Annotated in this window: 22 protein-coding genes; 6 read left to right on the top strand and 16 right to left on the bottom strand. The window is 49.3% G+C overall.

What is annotated here, in order from left to right; translation table 11 throughout:
- Nucleotides 1-39: 39 nt before the first annotated feature.
- Entirely contained in the window at nt 40-819 is a 780-nt protein-coding gene (locus tag KNP04_RS07395; protein WP_214696060.1) for a sulfite exporter TauE/SafE family protein, read from the bottom strand.
- A 33-nt stretch (nt 820-852) separates the two neighbouring features.
- On the bottom strand, nt 853-1,227 hold the full coding sequence (locus KNP04_RS07390; RefSeq protein WP_214875233.1) for a rhodanese-like domain-containing protein: 375 nt from the start codon (nt 1,225-1,227) through the stop codon (nt 853-855).
- Nucleotides 1,228-1,342: 115 nt separating this feature from the next.
- Here KNP04_RS07390 and KNP04_RS07385 point away from each other — a divergent pair, with 115 nt between their 5' ends.
- The 3 genes from KNP04_RS07385 to KNP04_RS15500 all read left to right on the top strand — a co-directional run bounded on the left by KNP04_RS07385 (nt 1,343) and on the right by KNP04_RS15500 (nt 4,256).
- Complete coding sequence (locus KNP04_RS07385; RefSeq protein WP_015881009.1) at nt 1,343-1,639, top strand: rhodanese-like domain-containing protein; 297 nt, start codon at nt 1,343-1,345, stop codon at nt 1,637-1,639.
- Nucleotides 1,640-1,667: 28 nt separating this feature from the next.
- On the top strand, nt 1,668-3,068 hold the full coding sequence (locus KNP04_RS07380) for an MBL fold metallo-hydrolase (RefSeq protein ID WP_214875232.1): 1,401 nt from the start codon (nt 1,668-1,670) through the stop codon (nt 3,066-3,068).
- A gap of 66 nt (nt 3,069-3,134) precedes the next feature.
- Nucleotides 3,135-4,256 (top strand): TlpA family protein disulfide reductase, encoded by a 1,122-nt coding sequence (locus tag KNP04_RS15500; RefSeq protein ID WP_214875231.1) that lies wholly within the window; start codon nt 3,135-3,137, stop codon nt 4,254-4,256.
- Between the two features lie 41 nt (nt 4,257-4,297).
- Here KNP04_RS15500 and nfsA read toward each other — a convergent pair whose 3' ends face one another.
- Entirely contained in the window at nt 4,298-5,047 is a 750-nt protein-coding gene (gene nfsA / locus KNP04_RS07370; RefSeq protein WP_214875230.1) for an oxygen-insensitive NADPH nitroreductase, read from the bottom strand.
- 171 nt (nt 5,048-5,218) lie between these two features.
- Between nfsA and KNP04_RS07365 the strand changes: the two genes are divergently transcribed.
- Nucleotides 5,219-6,112: a DNA/RNA non-specific endonuclease gene (locus KNP04_RS07365; protein ID WP_214819268.1), complete on the top strand. Its 894-nt coding sequence runs from the start codon at nt 5,219-5,221 to the stop codon at nt 6,110-6,112.
- A gap of 84 nt (nt 6,113-6,196) precedes the next feature.
- On the opposite strand, the gene KNP04_RS07360 is transcribed toward KNP04_RS07365, so the two are convergent.
- Both KNP04_RS07360 and KNP04_RS07355 read right to left on the bottom strand, forming a co-directional pair.
- Entirely contained in the window at nt 6,197-7,666 is a 1,470-nt protein-coding gene (locus KNP04_RS07360) for a catalase (protein ID WP_214875229.1), read from the bottom strand.
- Between the two features lie 83 nt (nt 7,667-7,749).
- Entirely contained in the window at nt 7,750-8,346 is a 597-nt protein-coding gene (locus KNP04_RS07355; protein WP_214875228.1) for a DUF2238 domain-containing protein, read from the bottom strand.
- A 155-nt stretch (nt 8,347-8,501) separates the two neighbouring features.
- Here KNP04_RS07355 and KNP04_RS07350 point away from each other — a divergent pair, with 155 nt between their 5' ends.
- On the top strand, nt 8,502-8,915 hold the full coding sequence (locus KNP04_RS07350) for a VOC family protein (protein ID WP_214875227.1): 414 nt from the start codon (nt 8,502-8,504) through the stop codon (nt 8,913-8,915).
- 44 nt (nt 8,916-8,959) lie between these two features.
- Here KNP04_RS07350 and KNP04_RS07345 read toward each other — a convergent pair whose 3' ends face one another.
- The 11 genes from KNP04_RS07345 to KNP04_RS07295 form a co-directional block, all read right to left on the bottom strand.
- Nucleotides 8,960-9,685, bottom strand: a complete 726-nt coding sequence (locus tag KNP04_RS07345; RefSeq protein WP_047795583.1) for a class I SAM-dependent DNA methyltransferase — start codon at nt 9,683-9,685, stop codon at nt 8,960-8,962.
- On the bottom strand, nt 9,685-10,032 hold the full coding sequence (gene rsfS, locus KNP04_RS07340; protein ID WP_074032684.1) for a ribosome silencing factor: 348 nt from the start codon (nt 10,030-10,032) through the stop codon (nt 9,685-9,687). The genes KNP04_RS07345 and rsfS overlap by 1 nt, the downstream gene beginning before the upstream one ends.
- A 10-nt stretch (nt 10,033-10,042) precedes the next feature.
- The gene (yqeK, locus tag KNP04_RS07335) at nt 10,043-10,600 is read right to left on the bottom strand and encodes a bis(5'-nucleosyl)-tetraphosphatase (symmetrical) YqeK (protein WP_214696077.1); all 558 of its coding nucleotides are present in this window, start codon (nt 10,598-10,600) and stop codon (nt 10,043-10,045) included.
- Complete coding sequence (locus KNP04_RS07330) at nt 10,590-11,159, bottom strand: nicotinate-nucleotide adenylyltransferase (protein WP_214696089.1); 570 nt, start codon at nt 11,157-11,159, stop codon at nt 10,590-10,592. Before KNP04_RS07330 ends, yqeK begins: the two co-directional genes overlap by 11 nt.
- Entirely contained in the window at nt 11,156-11,452 is a 297-nt protein-coding gene (gene yhbY / locus KNP04_RS07325; RefSeq protein WP_074032681.1) for a ribosome assembly RNA-binding protein YhbY, read from the bottom strand. The genes KNP04_RS07330 and yhbY overlap by 4 nt, the downstream gene beginning before the upstream one ends.
- 6 nt (nt 11,453-11,458) lie before the next feature.
- Nucleotides 11,459-12,244 carry a shikimate dehydrogenase gene (gene aroE, locus KNP04_RS07320; RefSeq protein WP_214761054.1) on the bottom strand — a complete coding sequence of 262 codons (786 nt, stop codon included), beginning with the start codon at nt 12,242-12,244 and terminating at the stop codon, nt 11,459-11,461.
- Nucleotides 12,241-13,353, bottom strand: a complete 1,113-nt coding sequence (gene yqeH / locus KNP04_RS07315; RefSeq protein ID WP_015880995.1) for a ribosome biogenesis GTPase YqeH — start codon at nt 13,351-13,353, stop codon at nt 12,241-12,243. The genes aroE and yqeH overlap by 4 nt, the downstream gene beginning before the upstream one ends.
- A gap of 133 nt (nt 13,354-13,486) precedes the next feature.
- The gene (locus KNP04_RS07310) at nt 13,487-14,113 is read right to left on the bottom strand and encodes a YqeG family HAD IIIA-type phosphatase (protein ID WP_214696095.1); all 627 of its coding nucleotides are present in this window, start codon (nt 14,111-14,113) and stop codon (nt 13,487-13,489) included.
- Between the two features lie 125 nt (nt 14,114-14,238).
- Complete coding sequence (locus tag KNP04_RS07305) at nt 14,239-15,018, bottom strand: phosphatidylserine decarboxylase (RefSeq protein ID WP_214875226.1); 780 nt, start codon at nt 15,016-15,018, stop codon at nt 14,239-14,241.
- Complete coding sequence (locus KNP04_RS07300; RefSeq protein WP_214696100.1) at nt 15,015-15,437, bottom strand: thioredoxin family protein; 423 nt, start codon at nt 15,435-15,437, stop codon at nt 15,015-15,017. The genes KNP04_RS07305 and KNP04_RS07300 overlap by 4 nt, the downstream gene beginning before the upstream one ends.
- 76 nt (nt 15,438-15,513) lie before the next feature.
- Nucleotides 15,514-15,708, bottom strand: a complete 195-nt coding sequence (locus tag KNP04_RS07295; RefSeq protein WP_074032676.1) for a YjzD family protein — start codon at nt 15,706-15,708, stop codon at nt 15,514-15,516.
- 162 nt (nt 15,709-15,870) lie between these two features.
- On the opposite strand from KNP04_RS07295, the gene KNP04_RS07290 reads away from it, so the two are divergent.
- On the top strand, nt 15,871-16,683 hold the full coding sequence (locus tag KNP04_RS07290) for a Cof-type HAD-IIB family hydrolase (RefSeq protein ID WP_214875225.1): 813 nt from the start codon (nt 15,871-15,873) through the stop codon (nt 16,681-16,683).
- The last annotated feature ends 92 nt before the right edge of the window (nt 16,684-16,775 follow it).

Raw genomic sequence — 16,775 nt, 5'->3', positions numbered from 1 at the left:
AAAAAATCACGATGCCAGAATATAGGCATCGTGATTTTTTTACGCGATTAAGTCACTCCAAATTTTGATGGTACTCGCTAAGATGAGTAACGCTAAAATCCATTGAAGCGCTTTTGTATTCATATTCTTCCCGACATTCGCCCCAATCGGTGCAGCAATCAGACTCGCGATAATCATGATGATTGCCGGACCCCAGACGATTTGATCGGTGATGATTTTACCGAACGTCGACCCGATCGACGAGATAAATGTGATAGCGAGTGAACTTGCGATCGCCATCTTTGTCGGAATGCGCAAGACGACGAGCATGATCGGCATGAGAATGAATGCCCCTGCCGCTCCGACGATACCAGCTGCAATCCCGACGACGAAAGCTGAGCTGGCCGCGATCACCTTGTTGAACTGTACTTGGTCAAGCGGCATATCGTCCACTTGTGGCTTCGGTAAGAACATCATGATCGTCGCAATCGTCGCAAGTACGGCGTAAACGACATTGATCATCGTCTCCGATAAAATTGTCGACCCGTATCCTCCAATGAAGCTCCCAATCAAGACCGCCACACCCATATAGAGGATTAACTGTTTGTTTAAGTATCCACCTTTACGATAGGCATAGATTCCACCGATTGTCGCAAAGAACACTTGAATCGCACTGATCCCCGATACTTCGTGCGCGCTGAACGCCGCAAATCCTAAGATTGGTGGAATGTATAACAGCATCGGATACTTGATGATCGACCCACCAATTCCGACCATCCCTGAAATGAACGACCCGATAAACCCAATTAGAAAGATTGTAATGATAAACCCGAACTCCATATTGACTCCTCCATTTACTCTCGTATTCTCTACTTATTCAATCGATTCCCAAGCTATCATACCGCCTGACACATCATAGATTTTCGTATAGCCTGCCTCTTGTAATCGGTTAGCAGCCTGGGCACTTCGATTACCGCTTCGACAGATGACGTAGATTGGCTCATCTTTCGGATACGGTAACTCGTTGGCATCTAATGAAGATAGTGGTGCGTTCACCGCCCCTTCAACATGCCCCCCCTCGTATTCAGACGTTTCTCGCACGTCAAGGAGTGTTATTTCCTCGTTTTCCAATTTGTTTTGTAGAGTTTCAGCATCGATTTTCGTGATTTCATCCTTTTCTGATGTGATTACAAAGATAAAAATCACCAAAACAGCCAAAATCCCAACAAATAAGGAAATTTTCTTCATGTTTTCCCCTCCAATTCTTTTCACTTGCGCTCATTATACCTTAGGGGGTATATTAAAGCCAACGAAACATTCTCGTTGCCAAAAACCTTAAACACGAAAAGGAGATCAAAGACTCATGAAGACGATTACGACTACTGAATTAGAAGCGTTACTTCAAGCTGACGACTCACTCAACCTCATCGATGTACGAGAGGTAGATGAATATGCTGGAGGTCACATTAAACAAGCGAAAAACGTACCACTTTCTGAATTCGGAGCAAAAGTCGATGAGCTCGATCGCTCTAAACCGATTCACGTCATTTGCGCAGCCGGTGGACGCAGCATGAACGCATCCGCTTATCTCGACTCACTCGGGTTCGATGTCACGAACGTCGACGGTGGGATGATGAGCTGGCAAGGCGAAGTCGAATAAACGATTACATTCATAGGGGGAAATTGATATGCTATTACGTTATTTTTATGATGAGAAATTAGCGCAAGCTTCATATATGGTCGGATGCCAAATGACAGGAGAAGCCATCGTCATCGACCCGGCCCGTAACATCGAGCCATACCTTCAAGAAGCGAAAAAAGAAGGCATGAACATTGTCGCAACAGCTGAGACACACATTCATGCGGACTTTGTATCGGGCTCACTCGAACTCGCGAAGCGCACAGGTTCGAAAGCTTATTTATCAGATGAAGGCGATGCTTCTTGGAAGTATGCGTTCGCCAAAGACATCGACGCACAACTCGTCAAAGAAGGCGACACGTTCAAAATCGGAAACGTGACACTTGAAGTCATGCACACACCGGGTCACACACCGGAACACATTTCATTCCTTCTGTATGACCGGAACCAGACACAACCGATGGGCATCTTCACAGGCGACTTCGTCTTCGTCGGAGATATCGGTCGCCCCGACCTCCTCGAAGAAGCAGCCGGTGTGAAAGGAACGACGGCAATTGGCGCGGAACAAATGTTTGATTCACTCAAGAAATTCATGGCGCTTCCTGACTTCGTTCAAGTTTGGCCAGGACACGGTGCAGGCAGTGCTTGCGGGAAAGCGCTCGGCGCGATTCCAACGTCGACGGTCGGTTATGAGAAAGCGACGAACTGGGCGCTTCAAATGACGGATAAAGATGCCTTCATCAAAGAGTTGACGACGGATCAACCAGAACCACCGAACTACTTCGCCATGATGAAGAAAGTGAACAAAGAAGGCATTCAAGTGACGACGAATGTCGCTCGTCCTGAAGTCGTCGGTTCAGATCGCCTTGATACACTCGTCGAAGAGACGCAAGTCGTCGACACGCGTAAAGGGGAAGACTTTGCGAACGGACACGTACCTGGGACAATCAACATCCCATACAACAACAAGTTCGTCTCGTGGGCAGGCTGGCTCGTCAACTTCGACAAAGACATCACACTCATCGCAAATGCGGAAGAAGTCGATCAAGTACAGACCGACCTTCAATCAATCGGCCTCGATCGTCTTCGCTTCATCGTTCCGGTCGAAGAGCTCGACGCTTCACTCTTGACGGAAACGTATACCGACGTGACGGCAGAAGAAGCGATTGAAGCTGCTGAAAAAGGTGACGTCTTCGTCCTCGACGTTCGCAACGCGACAGAATGGAACGCGAGCCATTACGAAAAGGCAGAGCGCATCTTGCTCGGTAAACTCACACGTGATCACGAAGGTCTTCCGACCGATCAAACGATTGCAGTTCACTGTGCGTCAGGCGTCCGCTCACGCATGGCAGCAAGTGTCCTTCAATCACTCGGCTACAAAGATATCCATAACATTCTCGGTGGCTACGGCGCGATGAAGACTGTCTTAAACGCTCAACAAATCAAGTAATGCTATACTGACTATGAATATGGCGCCCGCTTCGAGAGGGGCGCCTTTTGTTTAGGAGGGAAAGACGTGGTCGCTATCGGTCCACTTAACATTCGTGTCGATTTACTCATTTTTTTAGTAAGCCTTGGTATCCTTTACGGGATCTTTCGTTTCCTCGGTCTAACGAGCAAGCAACGTGAAGCCGTCATCGGTACATGGTTCTATGGATTTCTCGCCTGGAAAGGGAGCGCCATCCTCATCGGTCTGTTGACGACTCGTGATATTTCTCTTGCCCTCTACGCTACGGGAGGTATATGGTCTCAATGGATCGCGACCGCTGTTGTCCTTTGGCTCGTCTATCGACTCGATCGAGACCTCTTAGGATATTGGATGCTGAGCGGGCTCCTCATCTGGCTCGGGATGACGCTCGCGGTTCCGGTATACGGGACGATATTCTCTCTACCCGATCAGCCGATTCATCTATGGAGCGCTATCCTTATCCTCATACTATTCGGGATGACGTGGCGCTGGATGCATGCGCCGACTCGAGGACACATCCTTTGGACCGTCCTTGGCGCATCTAGTATCTGGCTGTTTCAGTCGTATGCGGTTGGACAAGTAAAATGGTGGATGATGGGCATTTCCCTCATCCTGTTCGGGTTTTCGCTCTATGTCGCTCGTCCTTCAAGAAGAGTCGTACAATTGAGTATCGGTGCTCTCGTCTTGCTCGCGGTCGTGAATGCTGCCCTACCGGAACGCGCGACACAAACGATCACGACAGAGACGGCATCGACCGGTCTAAACATCGGTCAAATCCCCCCATCGTTTGAGTTACAACGAACTGACGGGAGTACGTTCGACTTAGCATCGTTACGCGGTCAACAAGTCGTCGTTAATTTTTGGGCGTCCTGGTGTCCTCCGTGTCGCGCAGAAATGCCGGACATGGCGACGTTCGCAAAAGAACGAGACGACGTGACGATTGTCGCCGTTAACACGACGACGAGCGAACGTGACCCGGACAATGCCGTCTCGTTCGTCGAACCGTACGAAGACGCGTTTACCGTTGTCTATGACCGTGACGGTCAAGTCGGGGATGCGTACCGGATTCAGGCAATGCCGACGACATATGTGCTCGATACATCCGGTGTCATTATCGCGAAACAATTTGGTGCCATCGACAAGAATTGGCTCGACGCTCAAGTGAATTGAACATGACAAAACCGCCGACAGTGATTTGTCGGCGGTTTTGATTATTGCTTCAAGTAACCCTGTGCTTTCAAGAAGTCTTTGACGTCAAGACGCGTCGATTTTGACAACATGCGTCCCATTTGTCCAGTCCACGTATCCTTACGCGGGTTCGAGCCACGGACCATATAGTAATCGTGAATTAACGCATCGTAATCGGAAAGGGACTGCTTCATCCGTTCTGGATTCGCTTCATACGTATTCTCATGGTAAACATGATGGAACGGTAAGCGTGGTTTTTGATCCTCGACTGAAGCCGGTACACCGACGGCCATGCCGAAGAGCGGGATGACCCGTTCCGGCAAATCGAGCACTTCTTTAACCGCAAAGAGGTCGTTCCGAATGCCACCGATATAACAGATGCCGAGCCCCATCGATTCTGCCGCCACTGCCGCATTTTGTGAGGCGAGTGCAGCGTCGATTACAGCGACAAGCAACTTCTCATCAGTCTCAAGCGTCGCAGACACTTCAGCTTCCTGTAGCTCACCAATCATTTCATGGCGATGTAAATCCGCACAAAAGACGAAAAAGTGACCGTTTTCGACGACATAAGACTGGTTGCCCGCAATCTCGGCAAGTCGTTTCTTCTTCGCTTCATCGGTCACCCCGATGATGGAATAGGCCTGGATAAAGCTAGATGTCGATGCGCGTTGGGCGCTCTCAACGATGGTCTGAATTTGTTCATCTGTTAATGTCTCGTCTGTAAAGTCACGGACGGAACGGTGGTTCAATAATGTCTCAATCACTTCGTTCATACGTTCTTCCCCCTTTTTTTCAATCTTGGCACAAGCTTTCTGAATCCACAAATGAGAGGAATCCGTCGGGCACATTTTGAAAGGGGGACGCTCACTTCTTGCTTTCGTATGCTATCATTATAATTTACATAGTAAATACGATAGCGTAACTTTGAATAAGGAGCGAGATACATGAAAAGAATACCATTTTACATTCCATTCTTGCTTGGGGTACTGCTCCTCTCAGGTTGTACGGATGCCGATGTGAGCGCCCCGACGTCGACTGATGAAACGACCGAAGAGAAACAGACACAAGAAGAACAAACCACCGATGCGCCTTCACCTGAACAGGAAGAAGATTTATTCGAAGGCTATACACAAATCGAGGTCGATGGCGGTGATCAGTCCGGAACACGTGAAGCGAATGTCGTCGTCGATATCGGCTTCGGCGACCGTGAGTACTGGGCATTCACGAACGAGCATGGTCAATTGATTCGTGTCATCGCCGACGAAATCACGCTTCAAGACGATGAGACCGAAGACGTCAATTCTTCTGGTCGCTATTATTCAGACGAGGCGAAAGTTCCAGGTGTCGAAGACCCGAATCTCGATGAAGGTCATATCATCGCTGATTCGCTCGGTGGTGTCTCGAACGCCTATAACATCACACCACAAAACAGTGCACTCAACCGTTACGGGGACCAGGCGTTCATGGAAGATGTCATCCGGAAAGCTGGCGGCGCGAAAGACTTTGAGGCCATCATCACCTATCCGAACACGACGACACAGATTCCTTCCCGCTACCAGTATACGTATACCGTACGAGGCAATACGGTCACGGATACGTATGATAACGCGGACCCAGAAGAAGTGAACGAATCGCTTGATTTGACGGACGATTCTCCACCTGACGTGACGACGGAGCCTGTCGAGGAGCGAGACTTATCCGATATCGACGTTGACGGAAACGGACAAGTGACAATCAAAGAAGCGAAAAATGCCGGATTTGAGATGCCGATCACGCGTGATCATTGGTTGTACCAGTATATGGACGACCGTGACGGTGATGGGATGGTCGGTGAATAACCACGATTGACGAGACGTTTCTCTATAAGAGGGGCGTCTTTTTTGAATACAAAAAAACCGCGGTATGTGACCGCGGCTACTCGTTTAGTTCGACATTTGGTTCAAGAATGGTGCGAGATCAACGTTCAACTCGTTTGAGAGACGTTCCCCAAGTTCACGATCCGCACGATAGAAGTTGCAGATCAAGAGGAGAACCGTCTTCTCATGACGAACTTCTTTGATGTGAGCGACGAGGTTGCGGATAAGCGCATCCTTCTCTTCTTGAGAATAACGGCGATACACTTCTCCGGCCTGACCGAAGTCGTTCGTCTTCTCAATCTTCTGACGACCTGTCACGCCTGTGATCGGTTGCGGCGTTTCGATGTAATCCGCATTCGGCTTTGGCGCGTCTTCATAGCGGTTCGGCTCGTAGTTGACTGGACTCGTCTGTTGCTTGAATGGCATCGCCCCGTCACGCTGGTTGTTCGCGACTTGAGCGAACGGACAGTTGATCGGAAGTTGAAGGTAGTTCGGCCCGATGCGGTGACGCTGCGTATCCGAATACGAGAAGAGACGTCCTTGGAGCATCTTGTCTTCCGACGGCTGAATTCCTGGGACGAGAACCCCCGGGTTGAAGCCGACAGATTCTGTCTCAGCGAAGAAATTGTCGACGTTCTTGTTGAGGGTCATCGTTCCGACCAATTGGTATGGGATGACCTCTTCGAACCAATCTTTCGTCGCATCGAGCGGATCGAAGTCGAAGTTATCCATGTCTGCCGGGTCTAAAATTTGTACGTATAGATCCCATTCTGGATAATCGCCTTGCTCAATCGCGTTGAACAAGTCACGTGTTGCGTGGTTGAAGTCTTCCGCTTGAATCTTCGCGGCTTCTTCCATCGATAAGTTTTGAACGCCTTGCTTCGGTACCCAGCGCATCTTTATGTACACTGTGTTGCCAAATTCGTTCACCCATTTGAAAGAGTGGACGGACGATCCGCGCATATGACGATACGATGCCGGAATGCCTTCGTCACTGAATAAATGAAGAAGCATGTTTGTTGATTCCGGTGTGAGCGACATGAAGTCGAAGAAGCGGTCTGGGTCTTGAAGGTTTGTTTGTGGATCCGGTTTGAGCGAGTGAATCACGTCCGGGAATTTAATCGCGTCACGGATGAAGAAGACCGGCAAGTTGTTTCCGACGAAATCATAGTTCCCTTCTTCCGTATAAAACTTGACGGCGAATCCACGCGGGTCACGAAGTGTCTCCGGTGAACCTAAACCGTGGATGACAGTCGAGAAACGCGCAAACACAGGTGTCTCTTGCCCCTCTTCTTGCAAGAATGCGGCTTTCGTATATCGTTTCATACTATTTTTTACAGTGAAGACACCATGTGCCCCCGCCCCTCTTGCGTGAACGACGCGTTCTGGTACACGTTCACGGTCGAAATGCGCTAATTTCTCAATTAGTTGGTAGTCTTCGAGAAGCGTCGGGCCCCGACGACCCGCAGTGATGGAGTTGGCGTTATCCCCGATTGGTGCGCCTTGGTTAGTAGTTAGTTGACGGTGTTGATCCATATGATTGCCTCCCATTATTTATAATCATTACAATCTTGATATTAATCAAACATTAGAATGATTACAAATAAAAAGCTCGTGAATCACGAACTTTTTTTCATGTGTCTCTTTTGTTTGGCTTTTTCACGTTGATGAAGCGTTACGACGAAGAACGCGGCGAGCACTCCACCAAGTGACCCAGCGATGATGTCGACCATCGTATCGTCGTTCCCGTTCCCTTGCATCGTTGTGTTTAAGATGACGTCGGATGTAAATTCATACATTTCCCAAAGCGCCGCACCAGCCATAGAAAAGACGACGATATAGACAAATAAGAAACGTTTTGGAATCTCAGTCCGAATGTCGTCACCGAGTCGACTGAAAAAGTCGAATCCTAAGAATGCGAGAAAGATACCGCTCAAGAGGTGTAGGAACGTGTCCCACCAGCCGTTCCCGTACAATCCGACAATTGATCCTAAATACTGTGAGGCAAACAAAAACAGGATATAGGCCACCTTCATCTTGCTATCGAGTTCTGTTTTAAACGTCTTTTCAATAAAGAACGGGATGAGACCCGAGATGATCCCGGCTCCCGCCACACTTGCATCGAACCAGGATTCTTCAATGATCGATGTCACGAGTATGACCGCCATGAACAAGACGAATCCGAATTCGAGGATACGCCCTTTCGTGAGCTTCATGATACTTCGCCTTCTTTCATCTAATTTGTTCTCTATTAGCTTTATTCCCAAGTCTCAGTTGTGTTCAACCACACAATCGAATTTAGTTGGACTCACTTGTCATTTGCGAACATACGTTCTATAATAAATATTATGAATCCGAGGAGGAACTTGCTATGCCGATCAATCCGTATCTCAATTTTAACGGGAATTGCCGCGACGCCGTGAACTTCTATGCGGACGTATTCAACCATGCCGCTCCAGACATCATGACGTTCGGTGACCAACCTGGTCCAGACGGTCAACCGGTGCCGAGTGAAATGGCCAATCTCGTGCTGCATACCCGACTATCGATTCACGGCTCATCGCTCATGTTTTCTGATGCGATGCCTGACGGACCGGTCACGTTTGGGGACAATGTCACGCTCGCCGTTGTCACGGACGACCTCGATGCCATCCACCGCGAGTTCGATGCACTCTCTGTGAATGGCCGTGTCTTGATGCCGCTTCAAGAGACGTTTTGGAGCAAGGCATATGGCATGCTCGAAGATCAGTTCGGTGTCCAATGGCAGTTTAGCCACGAAGCGTAAGGACGACAAAAAAATCCCCGATTCTTGACGAATCGGGGATTTGCTTATTTTTGGGCTACGAAGAAGATGCGCTCGGCATCCGCTCCCGGTGCATGTTCGGTAAAATCAGATGTGACCGATTTGACGTGGAACCCGGCACCAATCAACCATTGCATGTACTGCCCTGGTTCATATGTCCGTTGCTCATGCGTCTCCTCGATCCGCTCGTACGTCCCGTCTTCAAGCGCGACGAAGAACGTCAAATCGTGAACGACTGAGAGCGGTGCCTCTCCCGGGTCGGCAAACCAGATATACGAGCAGTCTTCCCCATTTGACGCGTACGTCTTTTGGTTGAAGAGCGTCTGCATCTTATTCGGAGCATGAACATCAAAGATGAACAGTCCGCCCGGTTTGAGTTGGTTGTAGACAGATTCGAACGTGTCGATCACATCGGCCTCATCCCGAAGGTAGCAGAGCGAGTCACAGAGAATCGTCACCGCATCGACCGGTTCCGGTAATTCCAACTCACGCATATCTTGTTCCCAAAGTGGCAACTCGATTTCTGCTTCGAGTGCCTTTTCTTGTGCGACTTCGAGCATCGACTCCGATAAGTCGATCCCCATCACGTCGTAATGTTCGGCGAGACGAATCGTAGCGGATCCTGTCCCACATCCGACATCCGCGAGTGTCGCGCCATCTTGGACGTGACGACGCACGAAAGCGACCCACTCATCATACGGCGCGTCTTTCATTAACTCGTCGTATACATAGGCGAATCCTTCGTATGCCATTAGCCGACTTCCACTTCGACGTGCGGCGCGTCAGCCCACAATTTCTCTAGGTTGTAGTAATCACGGTCGTCACGATGGAAAATGTGAACGACGACGTTCTCGAGGTCAGCAAGTACCCAACGTGCCGTGTCCATTCCTTCAAACTTGTGGAGTGGTAGGTCATTTTCGCCAGCGACATCTTTGATCTCACGTGCGATTGCTTCGACTTGCTTCTCCGAGTTCCCGTGACAGATGACGAAGTAATCCGCGATCGGCGAGATCCCTTCCATGTCGAGTACAACGATTTCCTCGGCACGTTTATCGTCAGCCGCTTTAACAATCAATTCTAATTCTTCTCTTGCAGTCATATTGACCCTCCTAAGGTGTATTCACAAAATCATTATACGTTTCAATCGTCAGTGGAAAAATGCGCACCGACTTCTTCAATAAAAATTCAATCGTTTGGCGCAGTGTCGCGACAACCGCCCCTTCGAGCGAATGCGCTGCCTCTACTCGCAGGCGATCAACCCCTGGATAATTCCGATTCGGTTCGATGGCATCGGCCACGAACAGGATTTGATCGAGACGAGACATCCCAGGCTCTCCCGTCGTGTGATTCCGAATCGCCGATAGTACGGTTTCCTCGAGTTCATACTGACGGGCAAGCAAGATCGCACCGACCGGCGCATGCAACAACTCGTCCCCGTACTCAAGAAGGCTTGAATCAAGTCCCTCTTCGATGACGACTTGACGCATCTCTTCCGTGTCAAAGTACTTGGCGTAGTCATGAAGCATCGCTGCTAGACGAGCCTCTTCGACGTTCTCGCCGTACTGAACCGCCATCCGCTCTGCCGTCTCGACGACACCGAGCGTATGGATATAGCGTTTTTCTGGTAGCGTCTGTTTAATCAACTCATGCGCTTCTTCAAACGTCATACAGCTTATGCTCCTTCACATACGTCTCGACGAGCGCCGGGACCAAATATTTGATGGATTTGCCTCGCTTCGCCCGCTCCCGAATATCGGTGGACGAAATCTCAAGTTGCGGCATATCGATTGGACGAACGTCCGCCTTCTCTGGAATCAAGTAACGCGTCCCAGGACGGGCGACGGCGCCGAATGCGACGAGTCGGATAAGTGTCTCATAGTCATGCCACGACTCGAGTGCAACGAGCGAATCCGCTCCAATCAAGAAATAGAACGTATCGTCTGGATGCTGTTCGATCAACCGCTTCATCGTCTCCACCGTATAAGACGGCTCACTCCGTTCAAATTCAATCAAGTTCAGCTTGAAGTCTGACTGACCTTGAATGGCGCGGCGGGTCATCTCGATTCGATGGTCTGCCGAGCTGAAGCCGACCTTGTGTGGCGGAATCGCAGCCGGTAAAAACCAGACTTCATCGAGCTCAAGTTGTTCGCGAGCTTGTTCGGCGATCAACAGATGTCCGAGATGCGGCGGGTCGAACGTGCCCCCCATCAAACCGATGCGGCTCATGGGAGTTTGATTTGGCGATTTTCTTTCTCAGTCGCCTCTTTGTATAAGACGATGACTTTACCAATGACTTGAACAACCTCAGCTTTTGTACCTTCTGATAATTCGCCGGCCACGTCTTTTGGCGTGTCCATGCAGTTTTGAAGTACTTGAACTTTGATCAATTCGCGTTTTTCGAGTGCGTCCACGATATCTTTACACATCGCTTCGCTGACCCCATTCTTCCCAACTTGATAAATTGGTGAGAGATGGTGCGCTTCTGCGCGTAAAAAGCGTTTTTGTTTACCTGATAGCATAGTATATTATTCCTCCAATAATCCTTCGATTAACTTTTTTCCGATGGTTTCGTCCGGTTTCACGCCCGTCCATTTTTCGAACGAGAGCGCGCCTTGCCCGACGAACATGGCTACCCCTGTCACAATGATGGCCCCGCGATGTTTCGCTTCACGAAGCATCGGGGTGACAAGTGGACGATATATGATATCACAAACGACCGTGTTTTGTCGTAGTCCTTCTAATGAAAGTGGTGTCGAGCTCTTGTCCATGCCGACAGAAGTGGTCTGAATGATGACCTCATATTGCGAGACGTCGACCTTTTCGAACGTCGTGTACGTGACATCGAACACGTCTGCGAGTTCTTTTGCCCGTTCGACTGTCCGATTGACAATCGTCACCTGACGCGTCGGTAGTGCCTGTACGATTCCACGCGCGGCCCCACCTGCACCGATGACGAGGACTTGTCCTGTCCAATCGGTGAACGGTGTCAGTGCTTGAACGAGCCCTGCACCGTCTGTATTCGTTCCGACAAGGCGTCCGTCTCGCTTATACACCGTGTTGACAGCACCGGCAAGTTTCGCTGCCTCATCGAGTTCATCGACGTAACGAACGACTGCTTCTTTATACGGAATGGTGACGTTGAATCCGTCCCATTCTCCGTCCCGCATCGCTTCGAACAGTGCTGGTAAGTCGCTCGTCATGGCGTCAATGGCCTCATAACGCCCGAAAAGCCCAGACGCCCTCAACCACTGCTCGTGCAGCTGGGGAGAGAGCGAATGAGCAATCGGGTGGCCGATGACAGCCAGATTCATACGAGCGCCTCGCGGAGTGTGACTGCGACGCCTTTCGGAGCCCAAGCCGCAATGCGACCGCCTTTACCGTGAATCGCGACCCATCCGAGGCCACTGAACACGATGTCTGTCTTCACACCGTCTCGTAAGCTAAATTCATGGCGTACGAGTGGTGGTAAGATTTCGAGCGTCTTCTCGTTCGGTGGATTGAGCATTTTCCCAATATGCTGGTCATAGAGCTCATCCGCGCGTTCGAGTTTCGTACGGTGTGCTTTCAACTCGTTCGACATATAGATGACGAACGATCGTTTATTGCCTTCCAAGTAATCCAAGCGTGCCAAACCGCCAAAGTAGAGCGTCTGTTGCGGGTTTAATTGGAACACATGTGGCTTGATTTCTTTTTTCGGCGTGATTGTCTTCAAGTCTTTCGCATCGACGTAATGCGCCATTTGATGACGGTTGATGATCCCTGGTGTATCGTACAAGTTCGCATCATCATCAAGTGGGATATCGATCAAGTCAAGCGTCGTTCCCGGGAAATGACTGACGGTGATGATGGCTTCATCCTCTTCACCGAAACGTTTGATTACCTGGTTGATGAGTGTCGATTTCCCGACGTTCGTACAACCGACGACAAAGACGTCTTTGCCTTTTCGGTAATATTCAATCTTCTCTGCGAGTTCATCGATGCCGTGTCCTTTTTTCGCACTGATCAAATGAACGTCAATCGGGTTCAAGCCGAGCTCTTTCGCTTCAGCCTTCATCCAGTTCGCCATCCGGTTTGGGTTGACGGATTTCGGCAACAAGTCAACCTTGTTCCCGACTAAGAGGACCGGGTTCGACCCGACAGAGCGTTGTAGACCCGGGAGCCAGCTGCCATTGAAGTCGAAAATATCGACAATCTTGATGACGAGTGCCTCTTTTGAACTGATGCCGTTCAAGATGCGTAAGAAGTCATCGTCTGACAACTCGACGTCTTGAACTTGGTTGTAATGCTTTAATTTGAAACAACGTTGGCAAATGACGATTTCTCGGTCAAGTGCCGATTTTGGTGCATATCCGACCCCGTTTGGGTCTTCCGTTTGGATGGCTACGCCGCACCCAGCGCAATATCGTTTGGTTTCTTCCATAGTTGTACTTACTGCCGTTCAGGTTTCCCCTTCTTCATTCGCCGTAGCACCTCGCTGCTACTCCTGAAGCGTTAATTCCGACGCCTTGGTCGCCGTACATGGGCAGCCTCCTTCTTCCTGTGCGTTCGAGGTCTTATTCATCTTTTTTATGTGAATCTTTGGAATGTGGATGCATCGCTTCGCCGATTTTTTCAGCGACCGCAACTTTCGCCCGCTGTGCGTCGACAGCAAGCTCTTCCACTTTTTTCGTGATCAATACATACTTCCCGCGACGCTTCATATGCGCAAAGACAACCTTCTCAAGCATCCGGTTGAATTTCGTGACGAGCCCGTCCGTTTTGACGACCGGTTGAACGTGGATGACATGGATGCCAGCCATATTCGCACCGAGTACGTCTGTAAACAACTGATCCCCTAAGAAAATGGCTTCTTTCGGTGAATAGCCGTATTTTGCGAGCGCCTCTTTGAAACCGGATGGTAACGGCTTCTTGGCACGCGCGACATAATGAAGACCGAGCGGCTCCGTAAACGTTCGTACACGGTTCTCGTTATTATTTGATACGACAATCACATCGAAACCGTATGATTTTACTTTTTCAAGCCACATCAATAAAAGCTCAGGCGCATGCGGAACATCCCAGGCCACGAGTGTATTATCAAGGTCGGTCAAAATGACGCGTACCCCACGGTCTTTCAATTCTTGTAAGTCGATGTCAAACACAGTCGCGACGAACTGTTTCGGATAAAGTCGATTAAACACGTAAAATTCCTCCAATTAGCTAAACGATTCAACTACTTATACAAGTATTGATATCCCTTCTATGGTAAACGAAAACCGACCAAACGACTAGTCTATCGTTCGGCCGGAAGAAAATTGATACAAAATTAGTTGGATTTGATCGTCCCGATGACGTCACCGAGTCGAACCGGACCCATTTTTTCATGGTCCATTTGAATCGCATCTTTCTCAAAACAAAGCACGACCGTCGAACCGAATGAGAAGTATCCGACTTCTTGCCCTTTTTCCGCTTGATCGCCTTCAAGTGTCCACTCAATCGTGTTCACGTTCAAGGCACCGACCATGATATGCTCATACGTCCCAGCCGGACTGTCAAAGCGCGTCACACGACGGTAGTTACGAGAGAGCGGTCTCACCGTCTCCGTCAATCCAAGCTCGTTTACGGGTGCCGAGCGGTCCCCAAGTTCATAGTGACTGAGCACACGACCCGAGAGCGGCGTATGGACGCGGTGATAATCACGCGGGCTGAGGTACAGGACAACGACCGTTCCGTCAGCGTAACGTCTCGCCTCTTGTTGAGAACCAAGCAACTCCGCAAGCGTATACGATTGTCCCTTCACCTCAAAACGGCTATCCTCTGAGATCGATTCGATGACAGATAACTTTCCGTCACACGGTGAAACGAGTGTCTCGGAAGACTCATCGATCGTACGCGCTCCCGGCTTCAAATGGCGTGTAAAAAATGCATGGAGCGACGGATAGGCATGAAGCGGTTGTTCTGCTTCCTCCACCGCAATGTCATACACTTTGGCAAACGAAGGAATCAAGTGGCGACTCACGCTTGATTCCGCAAAGCGCTTCAAGCGTGTAGCAATCCAAGGCGAGGCGTTCAACTCAAATAACGTTTGGTAGAAACGACGCTTCATTCCTCTTTTGCCTCCTCATTTTTAAAGAATGTTTCGTATTGTTGTTCAGAGACCGCACCTTCAATGCGACCGACTTCTTTTCCATCTTCGAATCGGATGATCGTCGGTGTTCCATTGATGCCGTAAGTTTCCCATACGTTATGGTCTGCCAAGTTGATCGATACCGCATCATATTCTTCGATGAGTGGTTCGACATACGGTTTCACTTGCTCACAATATTCACAACCTGTTTGCCAGAAGTAAGCGACGACCTCGCCGTCCTGGTCTAACTGTTGCTGTAATTCGTCTGCAGTGACGGCATTGACGCCCTCTTCTTCATTGGCTCCGTTTAAGAAGAACAACAGACCGATTCCGATGACGATAATCGCTCCGATGATAGCGAACGTGATAAAATTCGCGCGTTTTTCAGGGTTTTTCATAATGCATGATCCTCCTCTTATGTTAAGTAAAGAAAAAAGACTGACTCATGCACGAGTCAGTTTGATTGTAGACGGCTTACTTCTCTTGTGCAACGTCGCTGATTCCCATGTCTTGGTTTAAGACATCGAGAAGTGCAACGAAGATTGTGATGGCCACGCCAAATCCTGTCGCGAGCATCGCGTTGAACTCTACACCATCAACAGCAGAAATGATAAATACCGCTGTATTTGAGAGCACAATCGCCCAGATCAATGTCACTAAATAACGCATTGAACGTCCCCTCCATCTCACAGATGATTCGTAAAAATTCATACGACATTAGTATAGCATTGTTCGAATGGAATATGTGACTTCGATTCTATATTCTTTCCGTCAAATCGAAAAATGTGATACGGTCGTAGAAACATCATTGTGAAGAAAAGAGGATGACTGATGTCACGTTATTTAATCGCAGTTGATTTAGATGGAACGTTATTAAGAGATGATAAAACAATTAGTGAACGAAATCTCCGTGCCCTTCAAGCGGCACGTGAAGCTGGTCATGAAGTCATGATCGCGACAGGGCGTCCAAAGCGCCATTCAATCATGTACTATGAGCAAATGGGATTGACGACTCCGCTCGTCAACTTCAACGGCGCCCTCGTGCATCACCCGAAAGATGCGAATTACGCGGTCACACACCGCCCGATTCCGCTCAAGACCGCACACGATATCATTGAAGAGGTCGCCGATACGAAAGCCCATAACATCGTCGTAGAAGTGACCGACCACGTTTATTTCCAAAAAGACCCGCAAGAGTTTTACAGCCCGTATGCAGAACGTGCGCTCAGCGTCACGTCTGGTAACTTGTTGACGCACTTGCAAGATGAGCCGACGTCATTATTGATTCACGCGACAAAAGATCACGTGGCGCACGTCCGCTCGCAGCTCGACGACCTTCATGCCGAGGCAGTATTGAATCGTCAATGGCGCATGCCGGAGCACATGATTGAAGTCATGAGCAAAAACACGTCGAAGGCACTCGGACTCCAAGAAGTCTCGAAGCACTTGAACATCGACCGGAAACAGATCATCGCGTTCGGTGATGAAGAAAACGACCTTGAGATGCTCGACTATGTCGGGACAGGTGTCGCAATGGGGAATGCCATCAACCAACTGAAAAACGTGGCCAATGAAGTGACGGCTTCGAACATGGACGACGGAATCGCCCTCTTCCTAGAAGAAAGACTTGGGATCAAATCATAACGAAAGTACCGACCTAGAAAAGTCTGGTATTCAACCATTATCAAACAGAGGATTTTCTTCCTGAGTAGGATGAAGATCCTCTGTTTTCGTAT

The organism is Exiguobacterium sp. CH10, from assembly GCF_018617635.1.
In the GTDB taxonomy this organism is placed as follows: domain Bacteria; phylum Bacillota; class Bacilli; order Exiguobacteriales; family Exiguobacteriaceae; genus Exiguobacterium; species Exiguobacterium aestuarii_A.
Note: the sequence above shows the minus strand (reverse complement) of the source record. Positions and strands in the feature narration are given on the sequence as shown.